The sequence below is a fragment of the Enterobacter sp. 301B genome (assembly GCF_003850715.1).
GTDB lineage: Bacteria > Pseudomonadota > Gammaproteobacteria > Enterobacterales > Enterobacteriaceae > Enterobacter > Enterobacter intestinihominis.
Genome location: NZ_PQTC01000006.1, coordinates 54,067 through 68,574 on the forward strand (window position 1 = coordinate 54,067; position 14,508 = coordinate 68,574).

Annotated in this window: 11 protein-coding genes and 2 tRNA genes; 5 read left to right on the forward strand and 8 right to left on the reverse strand. The window is 53.9% G+C overall.

Going from position 1 to position 14,508, the window contains the following annotated elements:
* The first annotated feature begins 213 nt into the window (after positions 1-213).
* Entirely contained in the window at positions 214-627 is a 414-nt protein-coding gene (gene hns, locus C3451_RS08665) for a histone-like nucleoid-structuring protein H-NS (protein WP_003856724.1), read from the forward strand.
* A gap of 201 nt (positions 628-828) precedes the next feature.
* On the opposite strand, the gene galU is transcribed toward hns, so the two are convergent.
* From galU to rssA, 3 genes are all read right to left on the reverse strand, one after another.
* Positions 829-1,734: a UTP--glucose-1-phosphate uridylyltransferase GalU gene (galU, locus tag C3451_RS08670; protein ID WP_022648355.1), complete on the reverse strand. Its 906-nt coding sequence runs from the start codon at positions 1,732-1,734 to the stop codon at positions 829-831.
* Between the two features lie 199 nt (positions 1,735-1,933).
* Positions 1,934-2,947 carry a two-component system response regulator RssB gene (rssB, locus tag C3451_RS08675; protein WP_124304288.1) on the reverse strand — a complete coding sequence of 338 codons (1,014 nt, stop codon included), beginning with the start codon at positions 2,945-2,947 and terminating at the stop codon, positions 1,934-1,936.
* Positions 2,948-3,036: 89 nt separating this feature from the next.
* Positions 3,037-3,939, reverse strand: a complete 903-nt coding sequence (gene rssA, locus C3451_RS08680; RefSeq protein ID WP_022648357.1) for a patatin-like phospholipase RssA — start codon at positions 3,937-3,939, stop codon at positions 3,037-3,039.
* 113 nt (positions 3,940-4,052) lie between these two features.
* On the opposite strand from rssA, the gene C3451_RS08685 reads away from it, so the two are divergent.
* The 4 genes from C3451_RS08685 to C3451_RS08700 all read left to right on the forward strand — a co-directional run bounded on the left by C3451_RS08685 (position 4,053) and on the right by C3451_RS08700 (position 5,762).
* Entirely contained in the window at positions 4,053-4,517 is a 465-nt protein-coding gene (locus C3451_RS08685) for a YchJ family protein (RefSeq protein WP_045622011.1), read from the forward strand.
* A gap of 41 nt (positions 4,518-4,558) precedes the next feature.
* The gene (purU, locus tag C3451_RS08690) at positions 4,559-5,401 is read left to right on the forward strand and encodes a formyltetrahydrofolate deformylase (protein WP_003856715.1); all 843 of its coding nucleotides are present in this window, start codon (positions 4,559-4,561) and stop codon (positions 5,399-5,401) included.
* A gap of 157 nt (positions 5,402-5,558) precedes the next feature.
* Positions 5,559-5,643 (forward strand) — tRNA-Tyr (locus tag C3451_RS08695).
* Positions 5,644-5,677: 34 nt separating this feature from the next.
* A tRNA-Tyr gene (locus tag C3451_RS08700) sits at positions 5,678-5,762 on the forward strand.
* Positions 5,763-5,972: 210 nt separating this feature from the next.
* Here the strand turns inward: C3451_RS08700 and narI are convergent.
* The 5 genes from narI to C3451_RS08725 form a co-directional block, all read right to left on the reverse strand.
* Positions 5,973-6,650 carry a respiratory nitrate reductase subunit gamma gene (narI, locus tag C3451_RS08705; protein WP_045622013.1) on the reverse strand — a complete coding sequence of 226 codons (678 nt, stop codon included), beginning with the start codon at positions 6,648-6,650 and terminating at the stop codon, positions 5,973-5,975.
* Positions 6,650-7,360: a nitrate reductase molybdenum cofactor assembly chaperone gene (narJ, locus tag C3451_RS08710; RefSeq protein ID WP_045622014.1), complete on the reverse strand. Its 711-nt coding sequence runs from the start codon at positions 7,358-7,360 to the stop codon at positions 6,650-6,652. Before narJ ends, narI begins: the two co-directional genes overlap by 1 nt.
* On the reverse strand, positions 7,357-8,892 hold the full coding sequence (narH, locus tag C3451_RS08715) for a nitrate reductase subunit beta (protein ID WP_032624103.1): 1,536 nt from the start codon (positions 8,890-8,892) through the stop codon (positions 7,357-7,359). The genes narJ and narH overlap by 4 nt, the downstream gene beginning before the upstream one ends.
* Positions 8,889-12,632: a nitrate reductase subunit alpha gene (locus C3451_RS08720; RefSeq protein ID WP_023300281.1), complete on the reverse strand. Its 3,744-nt coding sequence runs from the start codon at positions 12,630-12,632 to the stop codon at positions 8,889-8,891. Before C3451_RS08720 ends, narH begins: the two co-directional genes overlap by 4 nt.
* A 381-nt stretch (positions 12,633-13,013) precedes the next feature.
* Entirely contained in the window at positions 13,014-14,411 is a 1,398-nt protein-coding gene (locus C3451_RS08725; protein WP_022648363.1) for a NarK family nitrate/nitrite MFS transporter, read from the reverse strand.
* Positions 14,412-14,508: the final 97 nt, after the last annotated feature.

A 14,508-nucleotide genomic window follows, 5' to 3' on the forward strand; every position in this document is an offset into this window, starting at 1 on the left:
CAAAACAAACATGCAAATGACGCGCTTTTGCCGTTTGAAACGATATCTCATCGCCCCAGCAAACAATGAAATTTAAGTTAGCGTAATTAATAATAGCGTCATTAATTTTGTATTTTTTGAATTCCTTACATTCCAACCTATTGCACAAGTGAAATTAACGCTCTATTATTAGGACAACAAACCCACCCCCATTATAAGTTTGAGATTACTACAATGAGCGAAGCACTTAAAATTCTGAACAACATCCGTACTCTTCGTGCGCAGGCAAGAGAATGTACCCTTGAAACGCTTGAAGAGATGCTCGAAAAATTAGAAGTTGTCGTTAACGAACGTCGTGAAGAAGAAAGCGCAGCAGCGGCTGAAATCGAAGAACGTACACGTAAACTGCAACAGTATCGCGAAATGCTGATTGCCGATGGTATCGATCCAAACGAATTGCTGAACAGCATGGCTGCGGCTAAAACCGGTACCAAAGCAAAACGCGCAGCACGTCCTGCTAAATATAGCTACATCGACGAGAACGGCGAAGAGAAAACCTGGACCGGCCAGGGTCGTACTCCTGCTGTAATCAAGAAAGCTATGGACGAACAAGGTAAACAACTGGATGACTTCCTGATCAAGGATTAATCTGGAAAGATTCTGAAAAATCCCGCTTAATGCGGGATTTTTTATGCCCATAATATTCCCCAAACATCTCCTTACATTCTGTCATATTGCCTGGCTCACTATTTAACGTCCTTGACAATCTCCAGCCAATTACGGATCGACAGGCATAAAAAAACCGGTGGGCATCGCCACACCGGTCTTGTTCACTGGTCCGTGAGTTTATTACTTAATACCCACGCTACCTTTGAGCCAGGCTTTAAATTCTTCACCCAGGCTGTTATGGCGAATGCCATATTCGACGAATGCCTGCATATAACCGAGCTTATTACCGCAGTCATGGCTCTTACCTTTCATATGGTAGGCTTCCACGGTCTCTTTCTCGATCAGCATATCGATAGCATCCGTCAGCTGGATTTCATCGCCCGCACCCGGAGGCGTTTTGGCCAGCAGCGCCCAGATTTCAGCACTCAGTACGTAACGGCCAACGACAGCAAGGTTAGACGGCGCGACGTCCGCTTTAGGTTTTTCAACAACGCCAACCATTGGTACGCTTTCACCAGGTTGCAGGGCAACACCTTTGCAGTCAACCACACCGTAAGCAGTCACATCGTCGACTGGCTCAACCATAATCTGGCTGCTGCCGGTTTCGTCGAAGCGTTTAATCATTTCCGCCAGGTTTTCCTGGGAAAGATCGGACTCATACTCATCAAGGATCACGTCTGGCAGAATAACCGCGACCGGCTCATCACCCACTACCGGATGTGCACACAATACTGCGTGCCCCAGGCCCTTCGCCAGGCCCTGACGAACCTGCATAATGGTAACGTGTGGAGGGCAAATAGACTGCACTTCCTCCAGCAGCTGGCGCTTTACGCGTTTTTCCAGCATTGCTTCGAGTTCGAAACTGGTATCGAAATGGTTTTCGATTGAGTTTTTAGATGAATGCGTCACCAGCACAATTTCGGTGATACCTGCCGCAATACACTCATTCACGACATACTGGATTAATGGCTTATCAACCAGAGGCAGCATCTCTTTTGGGATTGCCTTCGTCGCTGGCAACATCCTGGTACCCAATCCCGCCACCGGGATAACGGCCTTTCTGACTTTCGAATTTAGGGCAGCCATTGAAATTCTCCTGAACTGTTCAAGTTTTGAACTTTTATGCATTGAATAACGCGTTGAGTATACAGTCTCAGCCACTAATACGGGTCTGAAAAGAACGCGTTGCCGATCAATTAAGACAAATACGCATGAAACTTGCAGCGATAGTAGCACTGCCAGCAAAAACACAGGTACAGCAATCTGAAAAATAAAACCTGACTGCTTACTCCGTGGACAACATTAAGCGTAACCGCCCACCGGCACCCCAAATTTGGCACTGCCAGGAGGTGCAGCGATGGCTAATTTGATTAAGGTAAGTATTACCCAACGTTCCCAACGGCACACCGTTACTCACCTGTATATGGTGTTCGCCGGTATTCAGCGTGGCATTTAATCCAGCAGAGACCAGAATAAGGTTATTCAACCCGCTGTGATAATAGCCAACCAGAAGCGGGAACTGCCCCGGCAAATTGGCCTGGCGAAAAAGTTGGTTGACCTGTTTTAGTAAACTGCCTAACTCAGGAAGTCGTTGCCCCTGATGGGATAATTGTTCCTGTAGCAATCCATTAAACAGCGCACGGAGTAATAAGGCCGCCAGAACGCCGTTATCTCCCGCTCGGGTAACATCCAGGCAATAAAAAGCGAGGTCGGAATCTGATAGCGGCGCAATATCCAGCACCAGTCCAGGCTGGTCAGCCGCTACCAGCTGGCGATAATTTACTCTGCAATGAGAGATATTTTGCTGCACCGGCGGCTGAAGTTCCTGAAGCAGCTTCGCGGCCGCGAGCGGATTACTGACTAAAGCATCCCAGTCCTGGAAAAGACGTTCTTCTTCTTCCACCCGGGAATTAAACATATTGGGATACAGGCAGGCCAACACCGTTTCACGCAGTCGGTTTAAATCTTTAACCGGTTTGAGCAGGATATCCTGCACACCCAAACGCAACGCCTTAGCAATTTCCGCCATATTTTCGGTTGCCGAGATCACCAGTATCGGTGTCTGATAACCTTCGTTACGCAGGTTTTCCACCAGCATTAATCCGTCCATGCGCGGCATCTCGAGATCGCAGATCATCAGATCAGGCGCCATGCTGGCCATTTTTTCCAGTGCCTCGACGCCATCTTCGGCAAGGGACGTGGTTGCACCCAGTGAGGATAACCACGAATCCAGTAGCGATCGGAAAACGGGCTCGTCTTCTACTATCAAAATATGTTTTCCGGCCAATGGCTGTGTCATGGTTCCTCCCCTGGCTGACAGTTACTCAATAGTGGCATGCTATTGGTACTATCGCCTGTCAGATTTTGCTGAAGTAATCAAAAAAGTGCTTAACGTGCTGTACGCACAAAAGGCAACAGTTCATCTATTTTCTTTTCGACGGCTAACGAGCCCGCTGCTATGGCGGCCTCAGCCCGGTGGAAATCAAGGGTAGAGATTTGTGGACAATAGGGCTGAATAAGAATATCCGGAGGATCGCCAGCCATACGGTTTCGCTTCAGGCGATTCTCAAGAATTTGAATGGAGGTCGTCATGATTTCAATGGCGTTCGGCGCGGTCACCGTGCGACGGGCAGTCAGGCGCCCTATTCTGCCGCGTAAACGCGCATGCCAGGCAAGTTTCTCTTCTTCCGCATCATCGCTCTGAAGATTAACCGGCATCAAATCCTGCTGCATAAGGTGAGCGTCGTGCTGTAAATCCACTGCTATGACGATATCTGCCCCCATGGCGCGCGTCAGAGAGATGGGGACAGGATTCACCACGCCACCATCAACGAGCCAGTAGCCATTATGAGGCACAGGCGCCATTAACCCAGGCATGCTACAGGATGCGCGAACGGCGAGATGAATATCCCCTTCGGTGAGCCATAACTCCCTGCCCGTACTGAGGTTGGTTGCAACGGCGCCGAAAGGCATTTGGCAGTGGCTGAAGTCAGCGAGGGGCATTATCTTACGAAACTGATTGAATACGCGTTCGCCGCGCAGCAGGCCGCCACGCTGCCAGGAGAGATCCATCAGGCGCAGTACATCCCAGTAACTAAAGGAGCGCACCCAGCTTTCAAGCTGCGGGAGCTTACCGCAGGCGTACGCGGATCCGACCAGCGACCCGATAGAACATCCTGCGACAATATCAACGTCAATCCCCATCTGGTTTAAGGTATTGATAACGCCAATATGTGACCAACCCCGGGCTGCACCTGAGCCCAACGCCAGTCCAATTTTTACCTTTCTCATTAGCCCTGTTTTACTTCCCCTGGATTCCCGACATAGCGTCAACGCACCTGCTCAGTTAACATATTGCTACCTTAAGCGTTTAACGCCTTATTTTTTGTTCCAGGAAGAGAATCGTGTCTCAACTCTGCCCCTGTGGTAGCGCTCTGGAGTATAGCCTATGTTGCCAGCGATATCTTTCTGGCGAGCAGGTTGCACCAGACCCGTCACACCTTATGCGCTCGCGGTATACTGCTTTTGTGATCAAAAACGCAGACTACCTGATTAAAACCTGGCATCCGTCCTGTGATGCTGCCGATTTTCGGCAAGAGATTGAAGCCGGATTTGCCAACACCGTCTGGCTGGGCCTTACCATCTTTGATGCCGCTCCCGGCCGCGATGCCAACGAGGGCTATGTCAGTTTTGTCGCCCGCTTTAGCGAACAAAACAAACCCGGCGCCATCATTGAACGCTCACGGTTCTTAAAGGACAGCGGGCAATGGTATTATATTGACGGCACACGTCCGCAATTCGGTCGTAACGATCCCTGCCCCTGTGGTTCAGGAAAAAAATTTAAAAAGTGTTGCGGCAGTAATGCCTGACAACTCAGACTTCGCAAATACATAAACAGGATTTCCCGGCGATGCAATCATTACAACGTAAAGTTCTGCGCACTATCTGTCCCGATCAAAAAGGACTGATCGCACGAATTACCAACATTTGCTACAAGCATGAACTGAATATCGTGCAGAACAACGAGTTCGTTGACCACCGTACCGGTCGCTTCTTTATGCGTACCGAGCTGGAAGGTATTTTCAACGACACAACCCTGCTTGCCGATCTGGACAGCGCCCTGCCGGAAGGCTCGGTGCGCGAGCTAAACCCGGCGGGTCGTCGCCGCATTGTCATTCTGGTCACCAAAGAGGCGCACTGCCTGGGCGATCTGCTGATGAAAGCCAACTACGGTGGCCTGGACGTCGAAATTGCCGCCGTCATTGGCAACCACGAGACGCTGCGTACGCTGGTTGAACGTTTCGACATTCCGTTTGAACTGGTCAGCCATGAAGGTCATACCCGCGAAGAGCACGACAACCTGATGGCTGCTGCGATTGAAGCGCATAACCCGGACTACGTGGTGCTGGCAAAATACATGCGCGTGCTGACGCCATCCTTCGTGGCGCGCTTCCCGAACAAAATTATCAACATCCACCACTCCTTCCTGCCAGCCTTTATTGGCGCGCGTCCGTATCACCAGGCATACGAGCGTGGGGTGAAGATCATTGGCGCAACCGCGCACTACGTGAATGATAATCTGGACGAAGGCCCAATCATCATGCAGGACGTGATCCACGTGGATCACACCTACACGGCAGAAGATATGATGCGAGCTGGCCGTGACGTTGAGAAGAACGTACTGAGCCGTGCGCTTTATCAGGTACTTGCTCAGCGCGTCTTTGTGTACGGCAACAGAACGATTATTCTTTAATCCTTCGGAAAATGAATTGATTAGCTTTACGCCTTTACGGATAAAAAGCAGGCAAACAGCTTCATTTTCCTAAAGGAATGCTTTACAGGGGCGTCTCATTTGATATGATGCGCCCCGCTTCCAACAGGAAGCAGGCCAGTTAAAAGCATTACCCCGTGGTGGGGTTCCCGAGCGGCCAAAGGGAGCAGACTGTAAATCTGCCGTCATCGACTTCGAAGGTTCGAATCCTTCCCCCACCACCATCTCCAGCTTTACCTCAAAATATGAATTACCCCTGGTGGGGTTCCCGAGCGGCCAAAGGGAGCAGACTGTAAATCTGCCGTCATCGACTTCGAAGGTTCGAATCCTTCCCCCACCACCATCACTTCCAGATTCTTTAGCACTCTCCAAAAGCACAATGCCCCATGGTTCTCCCATGCGGGGAAAGATGAGAAGCTTCGACCAGGGTTCGATCCGAGCATAGTGAATTCCGTAGGCCGGGTAAGGCGCAGCCGCCACCCGGCATCCGCACGAAACACTGATTCCAGGACAAAAAAACCCCGCAAATGCGGGGTTGTATCAATACAGCGAATCAGCGACGAGCACGCACGATCTGATATTTGCGCGTCAGGTACTCCACCGGCGCACTCCAGATGTGCACCAGGCGAGAGAACGGGAACAGCACAAACAGGGTCATACCCAGCACCAGGTGAACGCGGAAGATGAACGCCACGCCGTCCAGATGCTCAGAAGCGCCCCCGCGGAAGGTCACGACAGACTGCGCCCATCCCACCAGCTTCATCATCTCGCTGCCGTCCATATGCTGAGCAGAGAATGGAATGGTCAGCAGACCCAGCGCACACTGCACCATCAGCAGGGAGAGGATCAGGATGTCCGCTCCGGTCGTGGTAGCCCGCACGCGTGGGCTGAACAGACGGCGTTTCAGCAGCAACAGACCACCCACCAGGGTCATCACGCCGCAGGCGCCACCGGCGAGCATCGCCATCTTCTGCTTCACGTCAATCGGCAGCCACGCTTCGTACATCCAGTGCGGGGTCAGCATCCCCAGGAAGTGACCGGCGAAAATCCCCAAAATCCCGATGTGGAACAGGTTTGACGCCAGGTTCATCCCTTTACGATCCAGCATCTGGCTGGAGGCAGCACGCCAGGTGTACTGGCCATAGTCATAACGCAGCCAGCTTCCCACCAGGAACACGGTGCCCGCGATATACGGGTAAATGTCAAAGAAGAACATATTCAGGAAGTGCATTAGTGCTGTCCTCCGTTAGAGATATTCAAATATTGCGGAGCCACCGCTCCGGCAAAACGACGCTGATGCGCGGAGATTTCAGATTCGCCACAGCTCTGGTCAGCAAAGAATTTCACCTGTTCTTCTTCCCAGACGGCATCCAGTGCTTGTGGGGTGTCGTCACGGGCTTCATCCGCAATTTTTTCCGCCACTTTTTGACTGTCAACCGAGGCGTTAGCCAGTTTCACCAGCAGATCGAACAGGACTGCATAATTGCTCTCACGTTGCTGGAGACGTGCGCCGAGCAACGCCAGAATGGGAGCGATGTCCTGCAACCCGCCCACCGCTTCCTCTTTCGGCAGCTGCGCCAGATATTCCAGGTACAGAGGCAGGTGATCCGGCAGCTCGCGGCTGTCGAGTTGCAAACCGTGCTGCTCGTACTGGGCCATCAGATCCACCATCGCCTGACCACGGTCGCGGGATTCACCGTGAACGTGTTCGAACAGCAATAGAGACGTGGCACGACCACGGTCAAACAGCTGGCTGTAGTCCGCCTGCGCATCAAGAAGATCGCGCGCCAGCAGGTCGCGGAGGAAAATGCCCAGCGTCTGGGCATCCTCTTTATCCAGGTTTTCAGATGACGCGAGTGCATCAAAGAGTTCCTGTTGATGCTGCACAAGCGCAGCATCAGGGTACTCGAGCAGACGCGAAACAATGACGAGTTCAATCATTGGTGCGGCTCCGTTTTGCTGGTCACATCCATCGCGTCGATGCGGCGGCTGTTGAACAGGTTGAATTTGCTGTCTGACCCGTGGCAACCGTCGCCAAAGGTAAAGCCACACCCACTTTTCTCCGGGAAGGCCTCGCGAGCCAGCTCGCGGTGACTGCTCGGCACCACGAAACGATCTTCGTAGTTAGCGATTGCCAGATAGCGGTACATCTCCTGCGCCTGCGCTTCGGTCAGGCCGACCTCTTCCAGCGCGCGGGTATCGTTAACGCCGTCAACGGTTTCCGCACGTTTGAAGTGACGCATCGCCAGCATACGTTTCAGCGCCAGCAGCACCGGCTGGGTATCCCCGGCCGTCAGCAGGTTGGCCAGATACTGAACTGGAATACGCAGGCTTTCCACGTCCGGCAGAATGCCGTTGCTGCCCAGTTCACCTGCGTCAGCCGCAGACTGAATCGGAGACAGCGGCGGCACGTACCAGACCATCGGCAACGTGCGGTATTCCGGGTGCAGCGGCAGCGCCAGCTTCCAGTCCATCGCCATTTTGTACACCGGGGACTGCTGTGCGGCGTCAATCACGCTCTGCGGAATACCGTCTTTCAGCGCCTGCTCGATCACCTTCGGATCGTTCGGATCGAGGAAGACGTCCAGCTGACGCTGATACAGATCTTTCTCGTTCTCGGTGCTTGCGGCATTTTCAATCGCATCCGCGTCGTACAGCAGCACGCCGAGGTAGCGGATACGCCCTACGCAGCTCTCAGAGCAGACGGTCGGCATACCGGCTTCGATACGCGGGTAGCAGAAGATACACTTCTCAGACTTACCGCTCTTCCAGTTAAAGTAGATTTTTTTGTACGGGCAGCCGGTGATGCACATACGCCAGCCGCGGCACTTGTCCTGGTCGATCAGCACAATGCCATCTTCTTCACGCTTGTAGATGGCGCCGCTTGGGCAGGTCGCCACGCACGCCGGGTTAAGGCAGTGTTCGCACAGGCGCGGCAGATACATCATGAAAGTGTTTTCGAACTGGCCGTACATCGCCTTCTGCATGTTCTCGAAGTTCTGGTCTTTGGCGCGTTTTTCGAACTCGCCGCCCAGAATTTCCTCCCAGTTTGGACCGCTGGTAATTTTGTCCATGCGCTTACCGGTGATCAGCGAGCGAGGACGGGCGATCGGCTGGTGTTTGCTTTCCGGCGCGTTGTGCAGGTTCTGATAGTCGTAATCAAACGGCTCGTAGTAATCGTCGATGCCCGGCAGATGCGGGTTAGCAAAGATTTTACCGAGCAGCATCGCACGGTTACCCATGCGCGGTTGCAGTTTGCCGTTGATTTTACGGATCCAGCCGCCCTTCCACTTCTCCTGGTTTTCCCAGTCGGTCGGGAAGCCGGTGCCCGGCTTACTTTCCACGTTGTTGAACCAGGCGTACTCCATACCTTCACGGCTGGTCCAGACGTTTTTACAGGTGACTGAGCAGGTATGACAGCCGATGCATTTATCCAGATTCAGCACCATGCCGACTTGTGAACGAATTTTCATTTTACGCTCTCCTGTACCTGGTCATTACCTTCGCCATCTAACCAGTTAATATTCTTCATCTTACGTACCACCACAAACTCATCGCGGTTTGATCCTACAGTGCCGTAGTAGTTAAAGCCGTAGGCCAGCTGGGCATAGCCGCCGATCATATGCGTCGGTTTCGGCGTAATACGGGTCACAGAGTTGTGAATACCGCCGCGCTGCTCGGTGATCTCTGAACCCGGCAGGTTAACGATACGTTCCTGCGCGTGGTACATCATGGTCATCCCGGCTGGTACACGCTGGCTCACCACCGCACGTGCCGTCAGGGCACCGTTGCTGTTGAACACTTCGATCCAGTCGTTATCTTCGATACCCAGATCTTTGGCGTCCGCTTCGCTCATCCAGACGATCGGCCCCCCGCGCGACAGCGTCAGCATCAGCAGGTTGTCGCTGTAGGTGGAGTGGATACCCCACTTCTGGTGCGGCGTCAGGAAGTTCAGTGCCTTCTCAGGGTTACCGTTTGATTTCGCCCCCATCACCGCTTTCACGGAGCGGGTATCGATTGGCGGACGGTAAACCAGCAGGCTTTCACCGAAGTCACGCATCCACTGGTGATCCTGATAGAGAGACTGACGGCCAGAGAGCGTGCGCCATGGGATCAGCTCGTGAACGTTGGTGTATCCGGCGTTATAGGACACATGTTCATCTTCGAGGCCAGACCAGGTCGGGCTGGAGATAATCTTGCGCGGCTGAGCCTGAATATCGCGGAAGCGGATTTTCTCTTCTTCTTTATTCTTCGCCAGATGCGTATGGTCACGGCCGGTAAATTCACTCAGAGCCGCCCACGCTTTCACCGCCACGTGGCCATTGGTTTCCGGTGCCAGGGTCAGGATCATTTCCGCTGCATCAATTGCCGTGTTCAGCATTGGCTGGCCTTTGGCCGGGCCGTCTGCTTTGGTGTAATTGAGCTTGCGCAGCAGGTCCATTTCGCTCTGGGTGTTCCAGGCGATGCCTTTACCGCCGTTACCGATCTTCTCCATCAGCGGACCGATAGAGGTAAAGCGCTCGTACGTTGCCGGGTAATCACGTTCAACCGGAATAATGTGCGGCGCGGTCACGCCCGGGATCAGGTCGCATTCGCCTTTTTTCCAGTCCTTCACGTCAAGCGGCTGCGCCAGTTCGGCAGCGGAGTCGTGCTGGATTGGCAGCGTCACCACGTCGGTCTCTTTGCCCAGGTGCCCTACACAGACTTCGGAGAATTTCTTCGCGATGTCTTTATAGATTTCCCAGTCGCTTTTTGATTCCCACGCCGGGTCAACGGCCGCAGACAGCGGATGAATAAACGGATGCATATCCGACGTATTCATGTCGTCTTTTTCGTACCAGGTGGCGGTAGGCAGCACGATATCGGAGTACAGGCAGGTACTGGACAGACGGAAGTCCAGCGTTACCACCAGATCCAGCTTGCCGTCCAGACCGTTGTCTTTCCATTCAACTTCTTCTGGCTTCACGCCGCCCTGCTTGCCGAGATCCTTACCCTGAATACCGTTTTCGGTACCGAGCAGGTATTTCAGCATGTACTCATGGCCTTTACCGGACGAACCCAGCAGGTTGGAGCGCCAGATGAACAGGTTACGCGGATGGTTTTTGCCGTTCTCAGGCTGTTCTGCCGCAAAACGGATTGAGCCATCCTTCAGCGATTTCACGGTGTAGTCCACCGGTGACATGCCCGCTTTCTTCGCCGCTTCCGCAATGCGCAGCGGGTTAGTGCCCAACTGCGGTGCAGACGGCAGCCAGCCCATGCGTTCAGCGCGCACGTTGAAGTCAATCAGATGGCCGCTGTAGCGGGATTTATCCGCCATCGGCGACAGCAACTCCTGCGCGGTCACCGTCTCGTAGCGCCACTGGCTGGAGTGGTTATAGAAGTAGGAGGTGCTGTTCATGTGACGAGCCGGACGCTGCCAGTCAAGGGCAAACGCCAGCGGCTGCCAGCCGGTCTGCGGACGCAGTTTTTCCTGGCCCACGTAGTGCGCCCAGCCGCCGCCGCTCTGCCCGACGCAGCCGCAGAAGATCAGCATGTTGATCAGGCCGCGATAGTTCATATCGAGGTGATACCAGTGGTTCAGACCGGCACCGACGATGATCATGGAGCGACCGTGAGTTTTGTCTGCGTTTTCCGCAAATTCGCGGGCGATACGGGTGATTTGGGCGCGTGGCACACCGGTGATCTGCTCCGCCCAGGCTGGTGTATAAGCCTTCACGTCGTCATAGCTGGTCGCGCAGTTTTCATCGTTCAGACCGCGCTCCAGGCCATAGTTCGCCATGGTCAGATCGTAGACCGTAGTGACCAGAGCGGTAGAACCGTCCGCCAGTTGCAGGCGCTTAACCGGCAGTTTGTGCATCAGAACGTTTTGCAGCTCAACCTTGTTGAAGTGCTCGGAACCTTCACCACCAAAGTACGGGAAGCCGACATCGGCGATTTCGTCCTGGCTGCCCAGCATGCTGAGGCGAAGTTCTGTCTCTTCACCCGTGGTGCCGTTACGCTGTTCCAGGTTCCATTTGCCTTTTTCTCCCCAGCGGAAGCCGATAGAACCGTTTGGCGCCACCAGCTCGCCGTTGCTGTTGCAGGCGACCGTTTTCCACTCCGGGTTGTTTTCCTGACCCAGCGCGTCCACAAGATCCGCAGCACGCAGCATACGGCCAGCGGCGTAATAGCCGTCACGCTCTTCAAGCATCACCAACATTGGCATGTCGGTGTAGCGACGCACGTAATCGGTGAAATACTGGCTTGGCTTGTCGAGGTGGAATTCACGCAACATGACGTGGCCCATCGCCAGCGCCATGGCGGCATCAGTACCCTGTTTCGGTGCCAGCCACAGGTCGCACAGTTTGGCGATTTCGGCGTAGTCCGGGGTCACCGCGACGGTTTTAGTCCCTTTGTAACGTACTTCGGTAAAGAAGTGCGCATCAGGGGTACGAGTCTGCGGAACGTTAGAGCCCCAGGCGATGATGTAGCTGGAGTTGTACCAGTCAGCGGACTCCGGCACGTCGGTCTGTTCGCCCCAGGTCTGCGGCGACGCTGGCGGCAGGTCGCAGTACCAGTCGTAGAAGCTCAGACAGGTACCGCCGATAAGTGAAAGGTAGCGCGCGCCGGAGGCGTAAGAGACCATCGACATTGCCGGGATTGGCGAGAAGCCTGCCACGCGGTCAGGACCGTAAGTTTTCACGGTATAGACGTTGGAGGCCGCAATCAGCTCGTTCACCTCTTTCCAGGAAGAACGAACGAAACCACCGCGACCACGCGCCTGTTTGAAGCTTTTCGCTTTGTCGGCGTCCTCGATGATGGATGCCCAGGCATCAACCGGATCGCTGTGCTGCACTTTCGCTTCACGCCACATTTTCATCAGGCGTTTACGCATCAGCGGGTATTTCAGACGGTTGGCGCTGTAGAGATACCAGGAGTAGCTGGCCCCACGCGGGCAGCCGCGCGGTTCATGGTTCGGCATATCCGGACGGGTACGCGGATAGTCGGTCTGCTGCATTTCCCAGGTCACCAGACCGTTTTTAACGAAAATCTTCCAGCTACATGAGCCAGTGCAGTTTACACCGTGGGTAGAACGGACAACTTTGTCATGCTGCCAGCGTTGACGGTAACCGTCTTCCCAGTCCCGGTTGGTATCCAGAACCTGGCCGTGCCCATCGGCAAAAGTTTCACCCTTCTGTTTGAAGTAGCGAAACCGGTCCAAAAATTTGCTCATCGGGTATCTCCTGTGTGGAGCCTGTGGCTCTCTAAATCGACATTGCTGATTTGCAGCGAAGGTAACGCTATGAAAGATGGTGAGAATTGATAACGATCAAGACGGAGGGGGGTCTCTGAGGGGGGGATTAGATCAAATACCACCAAAGCGGTAGCTGTTAATATTTTTTAACTCAATGATTTATATGGATATATTTTATTTATCGTACAATAAGTGGAGCAAAATTTAACATCTAAGGTATTAAGGGGTAGAGACACCTGTAAAGCGATGGCGATCACAGCGTTACCTGCGTGCGACTACGGGAAACGCTATTAGTATGTTGTAACTATTAAGCGATTAAAAAAAGCGCGGCACTCAGGCCGCGCAAACGGATAATCAAGCTTACTTGTTTTTCTTGGTATTACGGCCATATACCAGCCAGGTGATGACCACACAGGCGATATAGAAGACGAGGAATACCTTCATCGCACCCGCCGGAGAGCCGGTCAGATCCAGTGAGATACCGAACGCTTTTGGAATAAAGAAGCCGCCAATCGCGCCAATCGCAGAGATAAACCCAAGCGCCGCAGCGGTATCGGTGGCGGCTTCACGCATCGCCTGCTCGTCGCTCCCGCCCTGCGCTTTCACGCGGTCCATGGTCAGCTTGCGGAAGATGACAGAGATCATCTGGAAAGTAGACGCACTGCCCAGCCCGGCGGTCAGGAACAGCACCATGAAGACGCCGAAGAAGGCAAAGAAGTTACCTCCCTCACCACCCGCAGGCAGCGTCAGGAACAGCAGTGCACAGAAGATGGCCATCAATACAAAGTTCACCAGCGTAACGCGCGTTCCGCCCAGACGGTCGGAGATCATCCCGCCCAGCGAACGTGCCAGCGCGCCAATAAACGGACCGAAGAAGGCAAACTGAAGGATCTGTACGTCCGGGAACTGGGTTTTCGACAGCATGGCAAAGCCTGCGGAGAAACCGATGAACGAGCCGAAGGTCGCCAGATACAGCAGTGCCATTACCCACAGGTGGCCACGTTTCAGAACCGGCAGCTGCTCGCTCAGGGACGCTTTGGACGCGGACAGGTCGTTCATGAAGAACCATGCCGCCAGGGTAAAGACCACCAGGAACGGTACCCAAATCCAGGAGGCATTTTGCAGGAACAGCACTGAACCGTCGGGCTGCGTCACACCGCCGCCGCCAAACGCCGCAAAGATGGAGACCGAGATCGCCAGCGGAGCAATCAGCTGCATCACGCTCACGCCCATGTTACCCAGACCGCCGTTAATGCCCAGCGCACCACCCTGCTTCGCTTTCGGGAAGAAGAAGCTGATGTTTGCCATACTGGACGCAAAGTTCGCCCCCGCAAAGCCGCACAGCAGAGAGATAATCACGAACACGCTAAACGGTGTAGAGGTATCCTGCACCGCAAAACCGAGCCACACGCACGGCACGATCATGATCCCGGTACTGAAAGCCGTCCAGCGACGACCACCAAAGACCGGCACCATAAACGCGTAAGGAACGCGCAGCAGTGCGCCTGAAAGCGACGGCAACGCAGTCAACATAAACAGCTGATCGGTGGTAAAGGTAAAGCCCACTTTTGGCAGGTTAACCGCAACCGCACTGAACAACATCCAGACGCAAAACGCCAGTAACAGACATGGCACGGAAATCCACAGATTACGACTTGCTATACGGTGGCCGCGCTGTTGCCAGAACGCCGGATCCTCTGGACGCCAGTCTGTAATAACGGCACCAGTTTCCCTTTCGGGAGCGGAAGAGTGACTCATAGACACCTCTGATTCTCGAATGATGCTGCAAACATTAGGGCTTTAGGGCGGCGGTAAGTTGATATAAATCAAAGGAAAAGTGGGAGGTTTTGCGGCG

Bases quoted from the DNA above. Each gene is read 5' to 3' on its own strand.
- hns (WP_003856724.1), top strand. From the start codon at position 214: ATGAGCGAAGCACTTAAAATTCTGAACAACATCCGTACTCTTCGTGCG.
- galU (WP_022648355.1), bottom strand. From the start codon at position 1,734: ATGGCTGCCCTAAATTCGAAAGTCAGAAAGGCCGTTATCCCGGTGGCG.
- rssB (WP_124304288.1), bottom strand. From the start codon at position 2,947: ATGACACAGCCATTGGCCGGAAAACATATTTTGATAGTAGAAGACGAG.
- rssA (WP_022648357.1), bottom strand. From the start codon at position 3,939: ATGAGAAAGGTAAAAATTGGACTGGCGTTGGGCTCAGGTGCAGCCCGG.
- purU (WP_003856715.1), top strand. From the start codon at position 4,559: ATGCAATCATTACAACGTAAAGTTCTGCGCACTATCTGTCCCGATCAA.
- narI (WP_045622013.1), bottom strand. From the start codon at position 6,650: ATGCACTTCCTGAATATGTTCTTCTTTGACATTTACCCGTATATCGCG.
- narJ (WP_045622014.1), bottom strand. From the start codon at position 7,360: ATGATTGAACTCGTCATTGTTTCGCGTCTGCTCGAGTACCCTGATGCT.
- narH (WP_032624103.1), bottom strand. From the start codon at position 8,892: ATGAAAATTCGTTCACAAGTCGGCATGGTGCTGAATCTGGATAAATGC.
- C3451_RS08720 (WP_023300281.1), bottom strand. From the start codon at position 12,632: ATGAGCAAATTTTTGGACCGGTTTCGCTACTTCAAACAGAAGGGTGAA.
- C3451_RS08725 (WP_022648363.1), bottom strand. From the start codon at position 14,411: ATGAGTCACTCTTCCGCTCCCGAAAGGGAAACTGGTGCCGTTATTACA.